The following is a 21,266-nucleotide window of genomic DNA, read 5'->3' as shown; positions in this document are numbered from 1 at the left end:
GCCCCACAGCCCGCCGTAAGCATGATGAAGGCAGGGCTCCTTCGTGGCCCCACTGCCGGCACCCAAAAAGGGAATCCTGTGGCGCCGCAACACAGCTAGGGGAAGTAGGAGCGATGGCACAGGGCACGGTGAAGTGGTTCAACGCTGACAAGGGCTTCGGTTTCATCACCCAGGACGACGGGGGCCCGGATGTGTACGTGCACTTCAGCGCCATCCAGACCAGTGGCTACAAGTCACTGGAGGAGAACCAGCGGGTCGAGTACTCGATCACCCAAGGCTCGAAGGGGCCCCAGGCGGAGAACGTGATGCCCCAACGCTGAGGCGTGCTCTAGCTCCTCCTCTTGTTCATCACCCCACTAGGTGCTGTCCGGTGGGCCATGTGACCTGGCCAGTACGGCTCTGCCCTTCCTTGTCACCCAAGGAAGGGCAGAGGCTGCGTCGGTGGCTTCCGCGCCGTAGCCACCCGATTCGACAAGAGGGCGTACATCTTCCACGGCACCATGGCCGTCGCCGCCATTCGCCTCCGGCTCCGCCCGTGACCCGCCGGACAGTCCATAGTGCCAGTGTCTACCGGGCGAACAGGAACGTGTGTGGGGTCACCAGGTGATGGTCACCGCTCCGTCACCGCCGCCGCTGGCGCCGGTCGTGCCCGCAGTGCCGGCGACTCCGGATCCGGCGTTCTGCCCGAGGCGGTATTTGCGGTCTACGCCCTGGGCGTCGGAGCCGCCCCGCCCGCCGTTGCCGCCCGAGCTGCCGACGTTACCGCCGGCTCCGCCTGCGCCGCCCGCGCCGTGGGCCGAGCCCGGCGATCCCGGTGCGCCGCCGGCGCTTGCGAGCCCGCCGGCACCGCCCTCACCACCCGGGCTGCCCCCGAGGTGCAGCTCCCCGTTCGTTCCGTTCTGGCCGGGCCCGCCGTCGCCGCCCTTCGCGCCGGCGCTGCCGGGCGTGATGACGGCGCCTGTGCCTGCGCAGGTGTTGGAGGTGGCGCCGCCCACACCTCCGGCGCCGCCCGCCACCTGCGTGTGCGCGCCTTCCCCGCCGACACCGGGCGTACCGCCGCCCGAGGTGCCGTTGTTCCCGCCCTTGCCGGGCTTGCCCGGATGACCGGCAAGGCCCCGGGCTCCGCTCTTGCCGCCCGAGACGGTCGCCACGGTCGACGGGCGGCCACTGCCGCCGATGCGCCGGTAGATGATGCCGCCGTCGCCGTTTGCTCCGCTGGTTCCGGCGTGGCCCGCTCGGCCCTGCCCCCCGTCGCTGCCGCCGCCGAATGCGGTGGCGCCGCCCTTGCCGCCCTTGCCGCCCTCGCCGCCGGCACCGCCACGGCCGCCCGCTCCGCCGCCGCCCACGTACATCTCCAGTTGGTCGCCCGGCCGCACGGTCAGCACACAGGTCACATGGCCGCCGCTGCCCCCGCCGCCGCCGCTGCCGCCGACCGAGGCGCCCCCGCCCCCGCCCCCTCCCCCGCCGTTGCTGCCGCCGAGGGGGTTGCTCTTGTTGCCGTTACCGCCGCCGCCTCCGCCCCCGCCTCCTCCGCCGCCTCCCGCGCCTCCGCCCCCGCCCCCGCCGCCCCACATGGAGACGGTGATCGAGGTGACGCCGGCGGGAACGGTCCACAGCCAGCGCCCGGGCCCCCACTCCTGCTGGCCGGCGGCGTGGGCGGGAGCTGCCGTGGCCATCGGCAGCAGGCTCCCTGTCAGGAACAGGATCCCGGCCACCGCACGGACGGATCTGCCGCGACGGGACAAGGACGGCGGCCCCGACCGTGAACGGTCATATGCGCGGGACGAAAACGGCAACAGGCTCATGACACTCCTTCGGCGTGAGGTGACGCGTCCCGGCCGAAGCTAGCCACCGGCACGGTCCCGGATACCGGCATGGGCCCACCGGTCAGCTCATCGGGTGAAATGCGCATTGTCCACGCATGGCCTCCGCCCGACCGGTCCTCCGCGCAGGGCCGTCACTGCTTCAGAAAAGCTGCTGCCGACCCGGCATCGGCGGCCCGTCCTGAAGTGCTCTCCCGGTGTTTTACCGGTGACCACAGTCCATCTGCTCCTAGGCCGGCCATTGCCGCGCGGATCGTGGCCGCGCCCGGGGCGCTCCGGCCAACAGTGCCCCGTCAGCCCAGCACGTACGGTGACTGTATCCGCCGCTGAGACCGGCTCAGAGGCACGTTTCTGGAGGACGCACGGTGCACGGGGAGTACAAGGTTCCGGGGGGCAAGCTGGTCGTCGTGGACGTCGAGGTCCGCGACGGGGCCCTTCGTGACGTGCGGGTGGCCGGGGACTTCTTCCTGGAGCCCGACGAGGCGCTGTTCGACATCAACCGGGCGCTGGAAGGGGCCAACGCCGACCTGCCGGCGCAGGAGCTCGCCGCCCGCATCGACGCGGCCCTCCCCGAGGGCACCGTCATGTTCGGTCTCACCTCCGAGGCCGTGGGCGTCGCCGTGCGCCGGGCACTGGCCAATGCCACCGACTGGCACGACTACGACTGGCAGCTCATCCACGAGGGCCCCCAGTCCCCCGCCCTGCACATGGCGCTGGACGAGGTCCTCACCGCGGAGGTCGCTGCGGGGCGCCGGCCGCCGACGCTGCGCGTGTGGGAATGGGAATCGCCGGCCGTGATCATCGGTAGTTTCCAGTCGTTGCGCAACGAAGTGGATATGGAATCCGCCGCGCGTCATGACATGACGGTCGTCCGGCGTATCAGCGGTGGCGGGGCTATGTTCGTAGAACCCCAAAGCACGATCACCTACTCGCTCTACGTACCGGACTCCCTCGTGCAAGGCCTGTCCTTCGCCGACAGCTATGCCTACCTCGACGACTGGGTGCTCGCCGCCCTCGGGGACATGGGCATCAAAGCCTGGTACCAGCCGCTGAACGACATCGCCACCGAGTCCGGGAAGATCGCCGGGGCCGCGCAGAAGCGAATGATGGGCGAGAACGGTGCGGTCCTGCACCACGTGACGATGGCCTACGACATCGACGCCGACAAGATGCTCGAGGTGCTGCGCATCGGCAAGGAGAAGCTGTCCGACAAGGGCACGAAGAGCGCGAAGAAGAGGGTGGATCCGCTGCGCCGGCAGACCGGCCTCCCGCGGCCGGCCGTCATCGAGAGGATGATCGAGTCGTTCCGCGGGCGGTACGGGCTGAAGGAGGGCTCGGTCACGGCGGAGGAGATGGCGCGGGCCGAGGAGCTCGCCGCCACGAAGTTCTCCTCGCGGGAGTGGACGGCGCGCGTTCCGTAGCGTCCCCGGCCGGCGTCGTCATCCGCCCAGCACCGGGATGATGTGCTTCCCGTAGGCCTCGATCGTCGCCTCCTTCGCGTCGTGCATGGCGTAGACGGCGAACTGGTCCACGCCCAGCTCCCGCAGCCGCTCCAGCCGTTCGCGGTGTGCCTCCACCGGTCCCAGCAGGCAGAAGCGGTCGACGATCCCGTCCGGCACGAAGTCCGTGGAGGGGTTGCCCGCGCGGCCGTGGTGGCTGTAGTCGTAGCCGTGGCGCTGCTTGATGTAATCCGTGAGCGCCTCGGGGACCAGGCCGGAGTGCTCGCCGTAGCGGGTGACGAGGTCGGCGACGTGGTTGCCGACCATGCCGCCGAACCAGCGGCACTGGTCGCGGGCGTGGCCGAGGTCGTCGCCGACGTAGGCGGGCGCGGCCACGCAGATGGTGACGGAGGCGGGGTCGCGGCCCGCCTCGGCGGCCGCGTCGCGGACGGCCTTGATCATCCACTCCGTCAGATACGGGTCGGCGAGCTGGAGGATGAAGCCGTCGGCCTCCCGGCCGGCGAGGGCCAGGGCCTTGGGCCCGTAGGCCGCCATCCACACGGGCAGCCGGCCGTCGCGCACCCAGGGCAGTCGCAGCGCCGTACCGTCTATGACAGTTTCCCGGCCCTCCGCCAGGTCGCGGATGACCCGCATGGCCTCGCTGAGCGTGGCCAGGGTGTTGGGCTTGCGGCCCGCCACCCGCATCGCGGAGTCACCCCGGCCGATGCCGCACACCGTGCGGTTGCCGTACATGTCGTTGAGCGTGGCGAAGGTGGAGGCGGTGACCTCCGGGCTGCGGGTGGAGGGGTTGGTGACCATGGGGCCGACGACGAGGCGTTCGGTGTGTTCCAGGATGCGGCTGTAGATGACGAAGGGCTCCTGCCACAGCACGGCGGAGTCGAAGGTCCAGCCGTAGCGGAAGCCGGACCGCTCGGCCGTGCGCATGAGTTCGACGACGGTGGAGGCGGGCGGGTCGGTCTGGAGGACGAGGCCGAAGTCCACGGTGCGGTGCACTCCTTACGAACGGGCTAGTTGAGGTACTGGCAGGTGGCGCGCGGCACGAAGCGCCCGTGTCCCGCCCGGCCGGTGAAGCGCCTGCGGTCGATGACGACCTCGCCGCGCGAGAGGACGGTCTCGACCTGCCCGGTGACGCGCCGGCCCTCGTACGCCGAGTAGTCGACGTTCATGTGGTGGGTCTCGGCGGAGATCGTCTGGGTCGCGTGCGGGTCGTAGACGACGATGTCGGCGTCGGCGCCCGGGGTGATGGTGCCCTTGTGCGGGGCGAGGCCGAACATGCGGGCGGGCGCGGCGCAGGCGATCTCGATCCAGCGGCGGCGGGAGATGTGGCCGTCCACGACGGCCTGGTGGAGCAGGTCCATCCTGTTCTCCACGCCCGGCAGGCCGTTGGGGATCTTCGAGAAGTCGCCGCGGCCCAGCTCCTTCTGGCCGGAGAAGCAGAACGGGCAGTGGTCGGTGGAGACCACCTGCAGGTCGTCGGAGCGCAGCCCGCGCCAGAGCGCAGCCTGGTGCTCGCGGGGGCGCAGCGGCGTGGAGCAGACGTACTTCGCGCCCTCGAAGCCCGGCTCGGCGAGGTTGTCGGTGGACAGGAAGAGGTACTGCGGGCAGGTCTCGCCGAAGACCGGCAGGCCCTTGTCGCGCGCCTGGACCAGCTCGGCGACGGCCTCCTCGGCGGAGACGTGGACGACGTAGAGCGGGCTGCCCGCGACGCGGGCGAGCTGCACGGCCCGGTGGGTGGCCTCGGCCTCCAGCAGCGCCCTGCGGACCTCGCCGTGGTAGCGGGGGTCGGTCCTGCCGGCGGCGAGGGCCTGTTCGACCAGGACGTCGATGGCGATGCCGTTCTCGGCGTGCATCATGATCAGCCCGCCGTTGCCGGCGGACCTCTGCATGGCCCGCAGGATCTGCCCGTCGTCGCTGTAGAACACCCCGGGGTAGGCCATGAACAGCTTGAACGACGTCACCCCCTCCCCCACCAGGAGGTCCATCTCCTTCAGGGATCCGTCGTTCACATCGGAGAGGATCATGTGGAAGGCGTAGTCGATCGCGCACTTCCCCTCGGCCTTGGCGTGCCAGGCGTCCAGGCCCTCGCGCAGCGCCCGTCCGCGCGACTGGACCGCGAAGTCGACGACGGTGGTGGTGCCGCCCCAGGCGGCGGCCCGCGTGCCCGTCTCGAAGGTGTCGGAGGAGGAGGTGCCGCCGAAGGGGAGCTCGAAGTGGGTGTGGGCGTCGACGCCGCCGGGGATCACGTACTTCCCCGTGGCGTCGATGGTGCGGTCGGCGCTCCAGCCGCGGGCGTACGCGCTGCCGGGCGAGGCCAGGGCCGCGACCTTGCCGTCCTCGACGAGGACGTCGGCGCGCGTCTCGTCGGCCGCGGTGATGACCAGGCCACCGCTGATGATCGTCGTGGTCACGGTCGTTCCTCCTCGGAGATGGTGCCCCCCGTGCGGCGCAGTGCCCCCTCGAGTGCGGCGGCGCCCTCCTCCGCCTCGGCGACGGTCAGCGTCAGCGGCGGGGCGATGCGCAGGACGTTGCCCTCGCGGCCGCCCTTGCCGAGCAGCAGGCCGGCCTCCCGGGCGTGTTCGAGGGCGAGGGCGGCGGCGCGCGGCGAGGGCGCGCCGTCGGGTCCGACGAGCTCGACGCCGATCATCAGCCCGCGGCCGCGGACCTCGCGGACGAGCGGCAGCCCGGCGGCGATGGCGCGCAGCCGCTCGATGAGCAGGCCGCCGACGCGGCGGGCGTTGCCCTGCAGGTCGTGCTCGAGGAGGTAGGTGAGGTTGGCGAGGCCGGCGGCCATGGTGACGGGGCTGCCGCCGAAGGTGGAGATGGAGTTGGCCTCGAGGCAGTTCATGATCTCCGCGCGGGCGACGACCCCGCCGACGGACATGCCGTTGCCGATGCCCTTGGCGAAGGTCAGCAGGTCCGGCGGGCCGGCCGCGGCGTGCGCCTGCCAGCCCCAGAAGTGGTCGCCGGTGCGGCCCCAGCCGGTCTGCACCTCGTCGCTGATCCACAGGATGCCGCGCGGTGCGAGGACTTCACGGAAGGCGGCGTAGAGCCCGTCGGGCGGCGCGGTGAACCCGCCGACGCCCTGCACCGGTTCGGCGATGAGCGCGGCCACGTTGCCGTGCGCCTGGCCGAGGACGTCCTCGAGGTCCCGGGCGCAGGCCTCGATGAACTCGCCGTCGGACAGGTGGGCGTACGGGCCGCGGGTGCGGACCGCGCCGTGGACGTAGAGCGTCTGCAGCGGCGAGAGGCTCGTGGGCGACCAGGCGGAGTTGCCGGTGACGGCGACGGCGGAGAAGGAGCGGCCGTGGTAGCTGTTGCGCATGGCCAGGATCTGGTTGGAGCGCCGGTGGGTGGTGGCCAGCAGCAGGGCGGCGTCGGTGGCCTCGGTGCCCGAGGCGGTGAAGAAGACCCGGGCGTCGGGGATGCCGGACAGGGCCGCGACGCGCTCGGCGAGCTCGACCATGTGCCGGTCGAGGTAGAGGGTGGAGGTGTGCAGGATGCGTCCGGCCTGCTCGGCGACGGCCTTGGTGACCTCGGGCAGGGCGTGGGCGGTCATGGTGGTGAGGATGCCGCCGAAGAAGTCGAGGTAGCGCCGGCCGCCGGCGTCCCACACGTACCGGCCCTCGCCGTGGGTGAGCTCGAGCGGCTCGCGGTAGTAGAGGGAGAGCCACTCGGGCATCACGGCCCGGTGCCGGGCGTGGAGGGAGGGCTGGAGCGGGCTCATGGACGCACCAGCCCGTCGTAGGCGTCGGGCCGGCGGTCCCGGTAGAACGCCCACTGCCGGCGGACCTCCTCGATGAGGCCGAAGTCCAGGTCGCGGACGAGCAGTTCCTCCTTGGTGTCGCTGGCGACGTCCCCCACGAACTGCCCGCGCGGGTCGACGAAGTAGGAGGTGCCGTAGAAGTCGTTGTCGCCGTACTCCTCCTGGCCGACGCGGTTGATCGCGGCGATGAAGTACTCGTTGGCGACGGCGGCGGCCGGCTGCTCGAGCCGCCACAGGTACCCGGACAGGCCGCGGGAGGTGGCGGAGGGGTTGTAGACGAGCTGGGCGCCCTCGAGGCCGAGCGAGCGCCAGCCCTCGGGGAAGTGGCGGTCGTAGCAGATGTAGACCCCCACCTTTCCGACGGCGGTGTCGAAGACGGGCCAGCCGAGGTTGCCGGGCTTGAAGTAGTACTTCTCCCAGAAGCCTCTGACCTGCGGGATGTGGTGCTTGCGGTACTTGCCCAGGTAGGTGCCGTCGGCGTCGATGACGGCGGCGGTGTTGTAGTAGAAGCCGGAGGACTCGACCTCGAAGACCGGGACGACGATCACCATGCCGGTCTCCCGGGCGAGGTCGCGCATCCGGCGGACGGTCGGGCCGTCGGGGACGGGCTCGGCCCAGCGGAAGTGCTCGTCCTCCTGCACCTGGCAGAAGTAGGGGGCGTTGAACACCTCCTGAAAGCCGATCACCTTCGCGCCCTGCGCGGCGGCCGCGCGGGCGTGCTCCTCATGCTTGGCGATCATCGACTCGGTGTCACCGGTCCAGGTCGCCTGGACCAGTGCGGCACGGACAACGTTGGCCATGAGCTGCTCCTCTGCCGGGGCGTGAGCAAGGCTGCCACGCGAAGATCCGCGTGTGCATGCGACCGTAGGTCCCGTCACTCCCCGTGGCAAGACCATCGCAGTTCCTGTGGAAAACCCGCCCGCCCAACCCATGCGGGCGGCCTATCCCAGGCGCCCCGGCAGGAGCGACGAGCGGCTCGCGCCGCCCGTGCGCACCACGCGTCAGCGCACCGGCGGCTTCCCGGACGGCCGTACGACCATGGCCGAGCCGCCCCCGCGCCGGGTCTTCTCGGCGGCGGCCACCCATCGCCCGTCGGGCAGCCGCTGGACGCCCGTCGCCGCGCCGATCTCGGGGTTCGGCTTGAAGACGTGGCCCTTGTCCTCGAGCCGCCCGCGCACCGGGCTGTCCCACAGCCCCGGCTCCAGCTCCGTCGCCGCCGCGTTGCGCTGGCTGGCGCGCGGCGCGGCGATCGCCTCGACGAGCGGCATCTTCCGGTCGACGTGGTTGAGCAGCGTCTGCAGCACGGTGGTGATGATCGTCGCGCCGCCGGGCGAGCCCAGCGCGAAGGCGGGCCTGCCGTGGTCGAGGACGATCGTCGGCGACAGCGAGGAGCGCGGGCGCTTGCCCGGCCCGGGGAGGTTGGGGTCGTGGACGCCGGGGCTGACGGGAGTGAAGGAGAAGTCGGTCAGCTCGTTGTTGAGCAGGAATCCGCGGCCGGGCACGGTGATGCCGCTGCCGCCGGTCTGCTCGATGGTCAGGGTGTAGGCGACGACGTTGCCCCACTTGTCGGCGACCGTCAGGTGCGTGGTGTGCTCGCCCTCGTACGGGGTGGGCGCGGGCGTGCCCCGCCGCGTGCACGACCCCGGCCGGGCGGGGTCGCCGGGCGGCAGCGGGCTGGTGAGGACCGCGTCGTCCTTGATGAGGCAGGCGCGGGAGTCGGCGAAGCGCTGCGAGGTGAGCCCCTCGACGGGCACCTTCTCGAACGCCGGGTCGCCCACCCAGCGGTTGCGGTCCGCGAAGGCGATGCGGCTGGCCTCGATGTAGCGGTGCAGGTAGGCCGTGCGGTCCAGGCCGCCCAGCCGGGAGTTCTCCAGGATGTTCAGCGCCTCGCCGACCGTGGTCCCGCCGGACGAGGAGGGGGCGATGCCGTAGACGTCCAGGCCGCGGTAGGAGACCCGGGTGGGGGCCTGGGCGCGCACCGCGTAGGACCGCAGGTCCTTCTCCGTCAGGTCGCCGGGCCGGGCGACGCGCCGGGAGGCGGGGTCGACGGGGGGCTTGCGGACGGTGCGGACGATGTCGCGCCCGACCGCGCCCCGGTAGACGGCGTCCACGCCCTGACGGGCCAGCAGCCCGTAGGTGCGGGCGAGGTCGGGGTTCTTCAGCTTCGAGCCCACGGCGGGCGGCCGGCCGCCGGGCAGGAACAGCTCGGCGCTGGCGGGGAAGTCCTTGAAGCGCGCCTGGTTGTCGGCGGTCTGCTTGCGGAAGGTCTCGTCGACGGTGAAGCCGTCCCGGGCGAGCTTCTGCGCCGGCCGCAGGACGTCGCCCAGCGGGCGGCTGCCCCAGGTGCGCAGCGCCGTGTCCCAGGTGGCGGGGGTGCCGGGGGTGCCGACGCTCAGGCCGCTGGTGACGGCGTCGGCGAAGGGGAGGGGCCGGCCGTTCTCGAGGAAGAGGTCCTTGGTGGCGCTGAGCGGGGCCTTCTCGCGGCCGTCGAGGGTGGAGACCTTGCCCGACTTCGCGTCGTAGTGGACGAAGTAGCCGCCTCCGCCGATGCCGGCGGAGTAGGGCTCGGTGACGCCGAGGGCGGCGGCCGTGGCGACCGCGGCGTCCACGGCGTTGCCGCCCTTGCGCAGCACCTCGATGCCGGCCGCCGAGGCGTCGGCGTCGACGCTGGCCACCGCCCCGCCGTAGCCGACCGCCACGGGCGACTTGCCGGGCGCGGGGGCCGTCGCGGGGCCGGGCCCCGCGGCGGCGGGCGCGGCCGGCGCACCGGTGAGGAGCGCTGCCGTCGCCGCCAGGACGGACAGGCTCCGGCGGGTGTTCGGTCTGGCGAGGGCCATGTGTGCCTCCGTGTCGGACGAACGGGCCCCGGAGCCTACTCGCGGAGCCCGCCCTCCGACAGGCGTTTGCCCAGGACCGCCGCCCCGGCCCGTCCGGCGGATCGTCACCTGGGCCGCGGCGCGGTCCGGCACCGCCGGGCCGTATCCGTGGGCCGGTCGCCGTCACGGCGGAGAGGTGCCGGGGGCGAGCCCCGGGGCCCCTCCGCCGGACAGGGCCTAGCGCAGTCGCGCGAGCACGGCGCCGGCCATGGCCTGCTCACCCTTGGCGTTGGGGTGGAAGGGGGCGGCGGGGTTCTCGGGGCTCGCGCCCTCGACCCAGCGGTCCGCGGCGGGCACGCACACGTCGTGGCCGGTGGTCGGGCCGTAGGTGTCGGCGAAGCGGACGTGCGCCACGCGGGCCTGCTCCTTGAGCATCGCGTTCAGCCGCTTCTCGGTGTCCCGCAGGTAGGCGGCGTCGCCGGCGGCGATCGGCACGGCCGGGAAGCAGCTCGCGCCGCTGTCCGGCATGATCGTCGGGTAGCCCACCAGCACGACCTTGGCGTAGGGGGCGCGCTCGTGCACGGCCTTCAGCACGCGGGCGATCTTGGGGGCCGCCTCGTTGACGCGCGTGGTGAGCTGGTCGGTGCCGTCGGGCGCCGTGTACTGCTTCTTGCAGGGGGCGCCGGCCGGGTCGGTGACCGACAGCTGGGCGCAGGTGCCGATGATGGAGCCGAAGCCGATGTCGTTGCCGCCGATGCCGACGGTGACCAGCTTGGTCCGCTTGCCGAGGGCGTCCAGCTGCGGCTGGTTCTCGCCCTGCGCGCGCCACATGTCGTCGGTGGTGGCGCCGCTGCAGCTGACGTCCTTGAAGGACGTCTGGCCCAGGGCCTTCGCGGTCAGCGCGGGGTAGTTGACGCTGGACCGGGCGCAGTCGCCGCCGGTCTGCTCGGGAATGCCGGGACCGGAGGTGTACGAGTCGCCCAGGGCGACGTAGCGGGCGCCGCCGGCCGCTTCGTCCGCCGGGGTGGCCGCCCCGGCGGCACCCGCCGCTCCCGCCGTCAGGGCCGAAGCCGCGCCGAGCGCCGCCAGCGCCTTTCCGTATCGCGCACCGCGTTCGCGAAGTCGTGCCACAAGTGCTCCAAAAAGTCCGGAAAAAGTCTTCACAAATGCCGGTCGTTACTGACTGGTCAACCAGCGGGGGCCAGACTTCCGGTGTGATCACTCCCTGTCAATCCGGCCGCTCGCCGGTCGTACACGGAAAAATTGGCATCTCAGAATCCAATTAGCTACGGTGCAGCCGTGCGACTGACCAAGAGCACCGACATCGGCCTGCGCATCGCCATGCGCCTGGCGGTGACGGGCGACACCGAGGACGCCGCGCCGACCACGCGCGAGGTGGCCGACGCCGTCGGCGTGCCGTACACCCACGCCGCCAAGGTGGTCAGCCGCCTGCAGCACCTGGGGGTCGTGGAGGCCCGCCGGGGCCGGGGCGGCGGACTGACCCTCACCCCCGCCGGGCGCACGGGCTCGGTCGGCCGGCTGGTGCGCGAACTCGAGGGTGCGGGCGACGTCGTGGGCTGCGAGGACGAGCCGCCGTGCCCGCTGCGCGGCGCCTGCCGGCTGCGCGGGGCGCTGCGCGCCGCCCAGGAGGCGTTCTTCGCCGCGCTCGACCCGATCACGGTCGAGGAGCTGACCGGCTCACCGACGGGCCCGGTGCTGCTGAGCCTCGGAGCGCGCCCCGGCAGCTGACCCTCCCCCGCCGTCCGTCCGTTCGTACGCCCGAGAATTCGTACACCCAAAAATACGAATCTCAGATACCAATTAGCCCCACAGGCACATGCGAGGAGCCCCGATGCTGTCCCCGAAGTCGACCGAGATCGTCCGCGCCACCCTGCCCGCCGTCGCCGGCGCGATCGACGAGATCACCCCGCTCTTCTACGACAAGCTCTTCGCCGCCCACCCGGAACTGCTGCGCGACCTGTTCAGCCGCGGCAACCAGGCCGACGGCAGCCAGCAGCGGGCCCTCGCCGGGGCCATCGCCTCCTTCGCCTCCGCCCTGATCGAGCACCCCGGGGTCCGCCCCGACGCGATGCTCTCCCGCATCGCCCACAAGCACGCCTCGCTCGGCGTCACCCGCGAGCAGTACACGGTCGTCCACCGGCACCTCTTCGCCGCCATCGCCGAGGTGCTGGGCGAGGCGGTCACTCCCGAGGTCGCGGCCGCCTGGGACGAGGTCTACTGGCTGATGGCCGGCGCCCTCACCGCCCTCGAGGCCCGGCTCTACGCCCGGGCCGGCGTGCTGCTCGGCGACACCTGGCGGCCCTACCGCGTCGTCGCCCGCCGCCGGGAGACGGCGGAGGTCACCACCTTCCTCGTCCGCCCCGACGACGGGCGTCCGCTGCCCGCCGCCCGCCCGGGCCAGTACGTCTCCGTCCAGGTCACCCTCGCCGACGGCGCCCGGCAGATCCGCCAGTACAGCCTCTCCGGCCACCCCGACGACGCCCTGCAGTTCTCCGTCAAGCGCGTGGGCGGCGACGTGGCGGGCGAGGTCTCGAACCACCTCCACGACCACGTCGCCGTGGGCGACGTCCTGCGCGTGAGCCACCCCTTCGGCGACGTCGCCCTCGACGACGGCGACTCGCCGCTCCTGCTCGTCTCCGCCGGCATCGGCTGCACCCCGATGACCGGCATGCTCTCCCACCTCGCCGCCACCGGCGCCGGCCGCCGCGTCGTCGTCGTGCACGCCGACCGCGGCGAGAGCACCCACGCCTTCCGCGCCGACCTCGAGCAGCTCACCGCCAAGCTCCCCGACGCCACCGCCCACGTCTGGTACGAGCACCCCGAGGCCCCCCGCCCGGCCGACCGCACGGGCCGGGCCGACCTGTCCCTCCTCGACATCCCGGCCGGCGCCACCGCCTACCTCTGCGGCCCCCTCCCCTTCATGAAGGCCGCCCGCACCCAGCTCCTGGCGGCGGGCGTGCCGGCCGCGCGCATCCACTACGAGGTCTTCGGCCCCGACCTGTGGCAGGGCGGCGACGACGCCTGAGGCCTTCAGGGGTGCGGCCCCGCCCCGGGCATCAGCGTGCCCGGCTCGGGCGGGGCGACCTCCACGGCCTCGGTCTTCGGGCTGTGGCGCTGCCGCTTGGCGACCCAGTTGGCGAACCAGGACAGGAGCATGCACATCCCGATGTAGACCGGGGAGATGATCATGACGACGGGGATGAACGGCAGGTCGTAGTCGAGGTTGCCGGCGATCAGCTTGCCCGCGTGGAGGAACTCCTCGTAGGTGATGAGGAAGCCGAGCGAGGTGTCCTTCAGGGCGACGACCAGCTGGCTGATGATGGTGGGCAGCATCGCCCGCAGGGCCTGCGGGACCAGCACGTACGTCATCACCTGGGTCTTGTGCATGCCCAGGGAGTACGCCGCCTCGCGCTGGCCGCGCTCGACGGAGTTCACGCCGGTGCGGAACACCTCGGCCAGCACCGAGCCGTTGTAGAGGGTCAGTCCGGTGACCAGCGCGGGCAGCGGCTGGACCTTGAGGGCGACGAAGACGAAGAAGATCATCACCAGCACCGGCATGGCGCGGAAGAACTCCACCACGATCGTGGCGGCCCAGCGCAGCGGCCGGTGGACGGACAGCCGGCCGCACGCCAGGACCCCGCCGAGGGCGAGGGAGAGCACGGCGGCGTAGGCGAAGGCCTTGAGGGTGTTGCCCAGGCCCCGCAGCAGCATCTCCTGGATGCCCTCGTACGCGAAGGGGGTCCACTTCGCGGCCGTGAACTGCCCGGTGTCGAAGAGGAGGTAGAGCACCCACGCGACGACGGCGAGGATCACGATCGTGGCGAGGACGCCGTAGAGGCGGTGGCGGCGCCGGGCGAGCGGGCCGGGGATGTCGTAGAGGGCGGTGCTGGTGGTCATCGGGCCACTCCGTAGCGCTTCTCCAGCAGGTTGAAGATCGCGCTGATGCTCAGGGTCACGATCAGGTAGCCGACGGCGATCCAGATGAAGGACCAGATGATGCTGTAGCCCAGCTCGTTGAGCGTCTTGTACGTGCCCAGCAGCTCGGTGACGCTGAACGCCCCGGCGATCGCCGAGTTCTTCGCGAGCGCGATCAGAGTGGAGCCGATCGGCGGGATGACCGAGCGGAAGGCCTGCGGCAGGACGACGTCGCCGAGGGTCTGGACGAAGGTCATGCCCAGGCTGCGGGCGGCCTCGCCCTGGCCGGTGGGGACGGTGTTGATGCCCGCGCGCAGCGCCTCGCAGATGAACGCGGAGGTGTAGCAGCCGAGGGCGAGGATCGCGAAGAGCTGGAAGGGCAGGACGATCCCGAAGCGCGGCAGTCCCAGCATCACCGCGAAGAACAGCAGGGTGAGCGGGGTGTTGCGGAGCACCGTCACCCACACGGTGCCGAAGGCGCGCAGCGAGCCGACGGGCGCCACCCGGAAGGAGGCCATGACGAAGCCGAGGGCGAGCGCGAGCAGCGAGCCGTAGACGGTGAGCTCGACGGTGCCGAGCAGGCCCTCGCCGTAGAGGGCGAGGTTGTCGATGAGGACGTTCAAGGGTCGATCCTCCTCAGCCCGCCGGGTAGCGGTCGACGGGGGGCGGCTGTGGGGCGGGCACGCCGGACAGGCCGAGGGTGGCGTCGTACGCCTTCTTCCAGTCGCCGTTCTTCTCGTGGGCCGTGAGGGCGTCGTCGAGGGCGAAGCGCAGGGCGGTGTCGCCGCGGGGCACTCCGATGCCGTACGGCTCCTTGGAGAAGGGCTGCCCCACCACCTTCAGCTCGTCGGGGGCCTTGGCGGCGTACCCCATGAGGATGGTGTTGTCGGTGGTGACGGCGTCCACCTGGAGGCTGATGAGGTTGTCCACGCAGATCGAGTACGTGTCGTAGGCGACCGCGACCGCCTTGGGGTACTCGCGCTGGATGCGCTGCAGCGGGGTGGAGCCGGCCGCCGAGCAGACCCGCTTGCCGGCCAGGTCCTGGGGCCCGTTGATGTCCTTCTCGTCGGTCCGCACGAGCAACGACTGCCCGGCGATGTAGTACGGGCCGGCGAAGCCGACCTGCTTCTTGCGCAGGTCGTTGATGGTGTAGGTGCCGACGTAGTAGTCGATCTGGCCGTTCTGCAGGGCGGTTTCGCGGTTGGCGGAGGCGATGGTGCGGAAGGCGACGGTCTTGGGGTCGAAGCCGAGGGAGGCGGACATCATCTTGGCGATCTCGATGTCGAAGCCGGAGTAGGTGCCGGTGGCCGGGTCCTTCTCGCCCAGGTAGGGCTGGTCCTCCTTGGCGCCGACGACGAGGTGGCCGCGGCGCTTGGCGGCGCGCCAGGTGGGCGAGTCGGGCAGCTGGAAGCCGGTGTCGACCCGGTAGGAGGGCAGCTGCTCGGGCTTGGGGCCCTTGACCGGTGGGCTGCCCTCCTTCCCGCACGCGGCGGCGAGCAGGGCGGTGGCGGCCAGGGCGATGGCGGCGGCGAGGCGTCTCATGGCGGTCACCCCCGCTCAGTGCTTGAGGATCTTGGAGAGGAAGTCCCTGGCCCGCTCGCTCTCGGGAGCGGTGAAGAATCCCTCGGGCGTGCGGTCCTCGACGATGCGGCCGTCCGCCATGAACACCACGCGGTTGGCGGCGGAGCGGGCGAAGCCCATCTCGTGGGTGACGACGACCATCGTCATGCCGTCCCGGGCGAGCTGCTGCATGACCTCCAGCACCTCATTGATCATCTCCGGGTCCAGCGCCGAGGTCGGCTCGTCGAAGAGCATCACCTTCGGGTCCATCGCCAGCGCGCGGGCGATCGCCACCCGCTGCTGCTGACCGCCGGACAGCTGCGCCGGATACTTCTCGGCGTGGGCGAGCAGCCCGACGCGCTCGAGGAGTTCCCGCGAGCGCCGGTCGGCCTCCTCCTTGCCGCGCTTGCGGACCTTGACCTGGGCGAGGGAGACGTTGGCGAGCACGGTCTTGTGCGCGAAGAGGTTGAACGACTGGAAGACCATGCCGACCTCGGCGCGCAGCCGGGCCAGCTCGCGGCCCTCGTCGGGCAGCGGGTGGCCGTCGAGCAGGATGGTGCCGGACTCCACGGGCTCGAGGCGGTTGATGGCCCGGCACAGCGTGGACTTGCCGGAGCCGGACGGGCCGATGACCACCACCACCTCCCCGCGGCCGACGGTGAGGTTGATGTCCTGCAGCACGTGCAGCTGTCCGTAGTGCTTGTTGACATCACGCAGCTCGATCAACGGATCGACGGCCATACCAGCCCCTGCCACTCTCGGCCCTCTCGCGGTCGCCGCAAACTATCCGCATCCCCACGGGACTTCTCCGCTGACACGCGTACAAAAGGTGATCGACCCGGATCGGGGACCACAAGAGCCGCCATTTGCCCTAGGTACACAGACCGAGCCTGGGTACCTAGCCTGTGGTGGCCGGATGGGGGAAGCAGTGGGGGAAGGGAGCCCGGCGTGGGCGACAGCAGGCCCGTATACCTGCGCATCGCGGACGACCTGCGGCAGCGGATCGACGAGGGCGGGCTGGCGGTGGGCGACCGCATCCCCTCCCGCTCCGAGCTCAAACGCGCGTACGAGGCCAGCGATCAGACCGTGGACCGCGCGGTCCGGGTGCTGAAGGCCGCCGGCTACGCACAGGGCCAGTTCGGCCGGGGCGTGTTCGTCACCGACCGGGCGCCGCTGGGGACCCTGCTGCGGTCGACCGGAGCCGTCGACTCCCCCTTCGCGGCGAAGATCAGGGAGTACGACAGCAGGCCGGCGGCCGAGACCGGGCCGGCCCGGGACGGCCGGGACACCGCGCTCACCTGGGAGGCCTCCTCCAGCGAGACCACCGCCCCGGCGCCCATCGCCGAGCGCCTGGGCATCGCGGCGGGCGAGCCGGTGCTGTGCACCCAGTACGAGTACCTGGCCAACCGCCACCCCGTGCAGCTCGCCACCAGCTGGGAGCCGCTGACCATCACCGAGGGCACGGACGTCGCCCTGCCCGAGCGCGGGCCCTACGCGCGACGCGGCGTGCGCGGCCGGCTGGCCGCCATCGGCATCCGGGTCGTACGGGCCCGGGAACTGGTGGGCTCCCGGCCGGCCACCACGCCCGAGGCAGAAGCCCTGGGCTGCGCGGCCGGACAGTGCGTCACCGTCGTCGAGCGCACCCACTTCGACGGCGACGACCGGGCCGTGGAGACCTCCGACATCGTGGTCCGCGCGGACCGCTGGCGGCTGGAGTACACCATCCCCTTCACCAGCTGACCGGGCGCGGGCCCCCGCGCCCGCGCCCCCGGCGGGTGGACGCGCCCCGGCACCGCGCCTCGCACGCCGGGGTCAGCGCGCCGGGGGCAGCGCTCGCTCCGGGGTCAGCGCTCCGCGATCTCCCCGTAGAGCCGGGACAGTTCCGGCGCTCCGTCCTCCGCCCACGCCTGGCCCGCCTCGACCACGTCGATCTGACGGCCGTTGCGCAGCCGCACGACCGGCTGGCCGTCCGGCCGGATCCACCAGCCCGCCTCCCCGACCGTCCGCACGATGACCGTGCCCAGGTACAGGCCCGCGTCGTTACCGAGCCAGGGCACCAGTTCCGGGTCCTCCCGCCAGCGCGGCTGCAGCTGGTCCAGCGCCTCCAGGGACGACGGCGAGTCGTCGAGCACGGCACCGGCCGACTGCGCGTGCGCGCGCAGCAGTTCGCACTCCGACAACAGCTCGGCCAGACCCTCCGGATCCCGGTCGGACGCGCCGGGCAGCGCCACACCGTGAGTCGGGCCGAGCCGCTTGCGCCAGCTGTCCAAGAAGGGAATGTTCATACTGGCCAGGATCTCACTCGCACGGATGGCCCCACCACAGGCGCGCTGCGCCCGACGTGGCCGATTGGCCTCCTTGACGTTCCCCACACGTCTCCTTAGCTTCATCCCGCCACTTTCAGAGCGGGCAACGCTGGGAGGCATGACACGCATGCTCCGGACACCGAGTCTCAGGACGGTCGGCGCACGACGGCACAGACGGACGACGGCCCTGGCCGGGGCCGTGGCGGCGGGGGCGGTGTGCGCCGTCGCCCTCGCGAACACCCCGGCCCTGGCCGTGAACACCGCCGGACCGGCCACGAACGCCGCCGCCCCCAAAGAGCCGCTCCCCTTGGAGCGGCTCTTCGACAATCGGGCGGTCAGCGACGACGCCCGGCCGGCGGCCGCCGACTTCGACGGCTCCGGCGGCTCCTTCTCCGCCCAGGACCTCGCCGCCGCCGGCTGGACCCCGGGGCGCGCCCTGGACATCGACGCCTCCCGGCTGACCTGGCCCCGCCCGGCGCCCGGCCGGCCCGACAACGTACGGGCCGCCGGGCAGTCGGTACGGCTGACGGGGCGCGGCGAGGCCCTGACGTTCCTGGTGGCGGGCAGCACGAAGGGGGCGGCCGGCAACGCGGTCGGCGGGAAGGGCACCGTCCGCTACCGCGACGGCTCCTCCACCACGTACACCCTCACCGCGCCCGACTGGCGGCGCGGCCCCCTCACCACCAAGGCCGTCGGCCTTCCCCACCGCAACACCCGTGACGGGCAGCGCACCGAGACCACCCGCCTCTACACCGTGACCGTGCCCGTCGCACGGGGCCGGGAGATCGGCTCCGTGGTCCTGCCGAAGGATCCCGGCGCGGCGGTGGACCTGCACGTCTTCTCCCTGGCCCTGCGCGCTCCCACGAAGGAGTGGACCGGCAGCTGGGCGGCGTCCACGTCCGGGTACGCGGCCGTGGGCCCGTGGACGGACCGGACCCTGCGCCTCATCGTGCACAGCAGCGCGGGCGGACCGCACACCCGCGTCCGGCTGGAGAACACCTTCGCCCAGCGCCCGGTGCGCATCGGGCACGCCACCGTGGCGCTGCAGGACAAGGGCGCCGGGGCGGCCGGCCGGCCCGTGCCGCTCACCTTCGGCGGCCGGGACGGCGCCGACATCCCGGCGGGGGCCCAGCAGTTCAGCGACCCCGTGCGATTCACCGTGCCGCCGGACGCCAACCTGCTGGTGAGCATCCATCTGCCGGGCACGGTACGGGCGGTGCCCGTGCACAGCTACAGCAGCCAGGTCTCGTACCTCAGCGCCGACGGCGTCGGCGACCGCACCGGCGACCGGGGCCCGGGCGGGTTCACCGAGAAGCTCGAGGGCTGGCCGCTGCTGACCGGTGTCGACGTCAGCGGCGGCCCCGGCTCGCTGGTGACGCTCGGCGACTCCATCACCGACGGCGAGGCGGCCACTCCCGGGGCGAACGGCCGCTGGCCGGACCTGCTGGCCAGGCGGCTGCGCGCCCAGCACGCCGTCCCGGCGCTCGGCGTCCTCAACCACGGCATCTCCGGCAACCGCGTGGTCAGCGACCGCTATCCCGGCGACGGCACCAGCAGCGTCAAGAGCGGGGTGAGCGCGGGCAACAGGTTCGAGCGCGACGTCCTCGCGCAGACCTCGGCCCGTACGGTCATCGTCTTCGAGGGCGTCAACGACATCCGCGCCGGCACCAAGGCCGACGCGGTCATCGCCGCGCTCAAGTCGATCGCCGCCCGCGCCCACGAGCGGGGACTGCGCGTCGCGGCCGCCACGATCGCCCCGTGCGGGGGCTTCCACGACTGCACCCCGGAGGCCGACGCCCAGCGCACGGCCATCAACCGGCACATCCGTACCGCGCGGATCTACGACGCCGTGTTCGACTTCGACGCGGCGATCCGTGATCCCCAGCACCCGGAACGCATGCTGCCGCGCTTCGACGCCGGCGATCACCTGCACCCCAACGACGCGGGGATGAAGGTCTTCAGCGACTCCGTCGACCTGCGCAAGCTGGTCTGACGGCTGAGGGCTGAGGGCTGACGGCTGAAAAGGGCGCCCGGCGACGGGCGCCCTCCACGTCAGACGTCCAGGTCAGACGTCCGGATCAGACGTCCAGATCGACGACGACCGGGGCGTGGTCCGAGGCGCCCTTGCCCTTGCGCTCCTCGCGGTCGACGAAGGCGTCCTTGTGGGCGCCCGCGAAGGGGGCGTTGCCGTAGACCAGGTCGATGCGCATGCCCCGGTTCTTGGGGAAGCACAGCTGGCGGTAGTCCCAGTAGGTGTACGGCCGGTCGTACTTCAGGGGGCGCGGGACGACGTCCGAGAGGCCCGCGTCGCGCAGGGCGGCGAGGGCCGCGCGCTCGGCGGGGGTGACGTGCGTGGCGCCCTCGAAGACGGCCGGGTCGAAGACGTCCTCGTCGGTCGGGGCGATGTTGAAGTCGCCCAGGACGGCGAAGGGCCGCTCCCCCGTCGCGTCGGCCGAGACGGCGTCGCGCAGCGCCTCCAGCCAGTGCAGCTTGTAGGTGTAGTGATCGTGACCGACCTCGCGGCCGTTGGGCACGTACACCGACCACAGGCGCACGCCCCCGCACGTCGCCGAGATCGCGCGGGGCTCCTGCACGCCGTCGTAGTCGGGGCCGCCCGGCAGGCCCATGACCACGTCGTCCAGGCCGACGCGGGAGATCAGCGCCACGCCGTTCCACCGGCCGTTGGCGTTCACCGCGGACTCGTAGCCGAGCTCGCGCAGCTCGTCGGCCGGGAACTGCTCGGCGGTGCACTTGGTCTCCTGGACGCACAGCACGTCCGTGCCGCTGCTCTCCAGCCAGGCCAGCAGCCTCGGGAGACGGGCGGTGATCGAGTTCACGTTCCAGGTGGCGATGCGCATGGAGCCAGCCTAACGGCCACCTCTGACAGTCCCGGTCCCGCGGAACGGGGGCCGGTTCCGGAGCCCGTCCCGGAGCCGGTCCCGGGGGCCCGGTGTCACAGGTCGATGCTCTGGCCCGCCGCCATGCGGGAGTGGTCGGTCCCGCCCACGCCCGGACCGTCCGGGCCCAGCATCCGGTCGTAGACGGGCCGGGCGAGATCGGTCAGCAGCGCGTCGTGGATGTCGATGGCCCGGCGGGGCTTGACCTCCCTGACGTAGTCGATGACCTCCGAGACCTTGTTCCAGGGGGCCATCACCGGGACCATCAGCGTCTCGACCGGCTGCCCCGGCAGCGTCAGCGCGTCGCCGGGGTGGAAGACCGAACCGTCCACGAGGTAGCCGACGTTGGTGATCCGCGGGATGTCCGGGTGGATCACGGCGTGCAACTGGCCGTGCACCTGCACGTCGAAGCCGGCCGCCGTGAAGGCGTCGCCCTCCCCGACCGTGTGCACGCGGCCGGCGAAGGCCGCCGAGACCCGCTCCGCGACGCTGCGCAGCGTCCACAGTTCGGCGGCCGGGTTGGCCTCCAGGGCGGCCCGCAGCCGGTTCTCGTCGAAATGATCGGCGTGCTCGTGCGTGATGAGCACCGCGTCCGCCCCGACGGCCGCGTCCGCCTCGCTGAACGCTCCGGGATCGATGACGAGCGTACGGCCGTCCTTCTCCAGCCGGACACAGGCATGGCTCTGCTTGATCAGTTTCATGAGC

At 72.2% G+C, this 21,266-nt stretch carries 20 protein-coding genes and 1 pseudogene; 7 read left to right on the top strand and 14 right to left on the bottom strand.

Annotated elements, in window-relative coordinates:
• Positions 1–113 precede the first annotated feature (113 nt).
• Entirely contained in the window at positions 114–320 is a 207-nt protein-coding gene (locus IE295_RS01925; protein WP_190061634.1) for a cold-shock protein, read from the top strand.
• Between the two features lie 126 nt (positions 321–446).
• Positions 447–539: pseudogene (locus tag IE295_RS01920) on the top strand (IS5/IS1182 family transposase); the annotation flags it as partial.
• 57 nt (positions 540–596) lie between these two features.
• On the opposite strand, the gene IE295_RS01915 reads toward IE295_RS01920, so the two are convergent.
• The gene (locus IE295_RS01915) at positions 597–1,676 is read right to left on the bottom strand and encodes a hypothetical protein (RefSeq protein ID WP_190061633.1); all 1,080 of its coding nucleotides are present in this window, start codon (positions 1,674–1,676) and stop codon (positions 597–599) included.
• Between the two features lie 512 nt (positions 1,677–2,188).
• Here IE295_RS01915 and lplAB point away from each other — a divergent pair.
• Positions 2,189–3,244 carry a lipoate-protein ligase LplAB gene (lplAB, locus tag IE295_RS01910; RefSeq protein WP_190061632.1) on the top strand — a complete coding sequence of 352 codons (1,056 nt, stop codon included), beginning with the start codon at positions 2,189–2,191 and terminating at the stop codon, positions 3,242–3,244.
• Between the two features lie 18 nt (positions 3,245–3,262).
• Here lplAB and IE295_RS01905 read toward each other — a convergent pair whose 3' ends face one another.
• From IE295_RS01905 to IE295_RS01880, 6 genes are all read right to left on the bottom strand, one after another.
• On the bottom strand, positions 3,263–4,264 hold the full coding sequence (locus IE295_RS01905; RefSeq protein WP_190061631.1) for a TIGR03842 family LLM class F420-dependent oxidoreductase: 1,002 nt from the start codon (positions 4,262–4,264) through the stop codon (positions 3,263–3,265).
• Between the two features lie 26 nt (positions 4,265–4,290).
• Entirely contained in the window at positions 4,291–5,691 is a 1,401-nt protein-coding gene (gene hydA, locus IE295_RS01900) for a dihydropyrimidinase (protein ID WP_190061630.1), read from the bottom strand.
• Positions 5,688–7,007 (bottom strand): aspartate aminotransferase family protein, encoded by a 1,320-nt coding sequence (locus tag IE295_RS01895; protein ID WP_190061629.1) that lies wholly within the window; start codon positions 7,005–7,007, stop codon positions 5,688–5,690. Before IE295_RS01895 ends, hydA begins: the two co-directional genes overlap by 4 nt.
• Positions 7,004–7,846 (bottom strand): nitrilase-related carbon-nitrogen hydrolase, encoded by an 843-nt coding sequence (locus IE295_RS01890; protein ID WP_190061628.1) that lies wholly within the window; start codon positions 7,844–7,846, stop codon positions 7,004–7,006. The genes IE295_RS01895 and IE295_RS01890 overlap by 4 nt, the downstream gene beginning before the upstream one ends.
• A 201-nt stretch (positions 7,847–8,047) precedes the next feature.
• On the bottom strand, positions 8,048–9,883 hold the full coding sequence (gene ggt, locus IE295_RS01885; protein WP_190061627.1) for a gamma-glutamyltransferase: 1,836 nt from the start codon (positions 9,881–9,883) through the stop codon (positions 8,048–8,050).
• 216 nt (positions 9,884–10,099) lie between these two features.
• On the bottom strand, positions 10,100–10,993 hold the full coding sequence (locus IE295_RS01880; RefSeq protein ID WP_190061626.1) for an SGNH/GDSL hydrolase family protein: 894 nt from the start codon (positions 10,991–10,993) through the stop codon (positions 10,100–10,102).
• Between the two features lie 168 nt (positions 10,994–11,161).
• Here IE295_RS01880 and IE295_RS01875 point away from each other — a divergent pair, with 168 nt between their 5' ends.
• On the top strand, positions 11,162–11,611 hold the full coding sequence (locus IE295_RS01875; RefSeq protein ID WP_190061625.1) for an RrF2 family transcriptional regulator: 450 nt from the start codon (positions 11,162–11,164) through the stop codon (positions 11,609–11,611).
• A gap of 103 nt (positions 11,612–11,714) precedes the next feature.
• Positions 11,715–12,908: a globin domain-containing protein gene (locus IE295_RS01870; protein WP_190061624.1), complete on the top strand. Its 1,194-nt coding sequence runs from the start codon at positions 11,715–11,717 to the stop codon at positions 12,906–12,908.
• A gap of 5 nt (positions 12,909–12,913) precedes the next feature.
• On the opposite strand, the gene IE295_RS01865 is transcribed toward IE295_RS01870, so the two are convergent.
• The 4 genes from IE295_RS01865 to IE295_RS01850 are packed head-to-tail and all read right to left on the bottom strand — an operon-like array spanning position 12,914 to position 16,099.
• Complete coding sequence (locus tag IE295_RS01865) at positions 12,914–13,780, bottom strand: amino acid ABC transporter permease (protein WP_190061623.1); 867 nt, start codon at positions 13,778–13,780, stop codon at positions 12,914–12,916.
• Complete coding sequence (locus IE295_RS01860; RefSeq protein WP_190061622.1) at positions 13,777–14,421, bottom strand: amino acid ABC transporter permease; 645 nt, start codon at positions 14,419–14,421, stop codon at positions 13,777–13,779. Before IE295_RS01860 ends, IE295_RS01865 begins: the two co-directional genes overlap by 4 nt.
• A gap of 13 nt (positions 14,422–14,434) precedes the next feature.
• Positions 14,435–15,340, bottom strand: coding sequence for a glutamate ABC transporter substrate-binding protein (locus tag IE295_RS01855; protein ID WP_190061621.1), 906 nt, complete (start codon positions 15,338–15,340; stop codon positions 14,435–14,437).
• 15 nt (positions 15,341–15,355) lie between these two features.
• Positions 15,356–16,099, bottom strand: a complete 744-nt coding sequence (locus IE295_RS01850; protein ID WP_190061620.1) for an amino acid ABC transporter ATP-binding protein — start codon at positions 16,097–16,099, stop codon at positions 15,356–15,358.
• Positions 16,100–16,306: 207 nt separating this feature from the next.
• On the opposite strand from IE295_RS01850, the gene IE295_RS01845 reads away from it, so the two are divergent.
• On the top strand, positions 16,307–17,098 hold the full coding sequence (locus IE295_RS01845) for a GntR family transcriptional regulator (RefSeq protein WP_190061619.1): 792 nt from the start codon (positions 16,307–16,309) through the stop codon (positions 17,096–17,098).
• A gap of 104 nt (positions 17,099–17,202) precedes the next feature.
• Here IE295_RS01845 and IE295_RS01840 read toward each other — a convergent pair whose 3' ends face one another.
• The gene (locus IE295_RS01840; RefSeq protein ID WP_190061618.1) at positions 17,203–17,643 is read right to left on the bottom strand and encodes a DUF6278 family protein; all 441 of its coding nucleotides are present in this window, start codon (positions 17,641–17,643) and stop codon (positions 17,203–17,205) included.
• Positions 17,644–17,791: 148 nt separating this feature from the next.
• Between IE295_RS01840 and IE295_RS01835 the strand changes: the two genes are divergently transcribed.
• Positions 17,792–19,657, top strand: coding sequence for an SGNH/GDSL hydrolase family protein (locus IE295_RS01835; RefSeq protein WP_190062357.1), 1,866 nt, complete (start codon positions 17,792–17,794; stop codon positions 19,655–19,657).
• Positions 19,658–19,742: 85 nt separating this feature from the next.
• Here the strand turns inward: IE295_RS01835 and IE295_RS01830 are convergent, their stop codons facing one another.
• Positions 19,743–20,522, bottom strand: a complete 780-nt coding sequence (locus tag IE295_RS01830; RefSeq protein ID WP_190061617.1) for an exodeoxyribonuclease III — start codon at positions 20,520–20,522, stop codon at positions 19,743–19,745.
• A gap of 95 nt (positions 20,523–20,617) precedes the next feature.
• On the bottom strand, positions 20,618–21,262 hold the full coding sequence (locus tag IE295_RS01825) for an MBL fold metallo-hydrolase (protein WP_190061616.1): 645 nt from the start codon (positions 21,260–21,262) through the stop codon (positions 20,618–20,620).
• Between the last annotated feature and the right edge of the window lie 4 nt (positions 21,263–21,266).

This window comes from Streptomyces griseocarneus, from assembly GCF_014655595.1.
GTDB classification, from domain to species: domain Bacteria; phylum Actinomycetota; class Actinomycetes; order Streptomycetales; family Streptomycetaceae; genus Streptomyces; species Streptomyces griseocarneus.
Note: the sequence above shows the minus strand (reverse complement) of the source record. Positions and strands in the feature narration are given on the sequence as shown.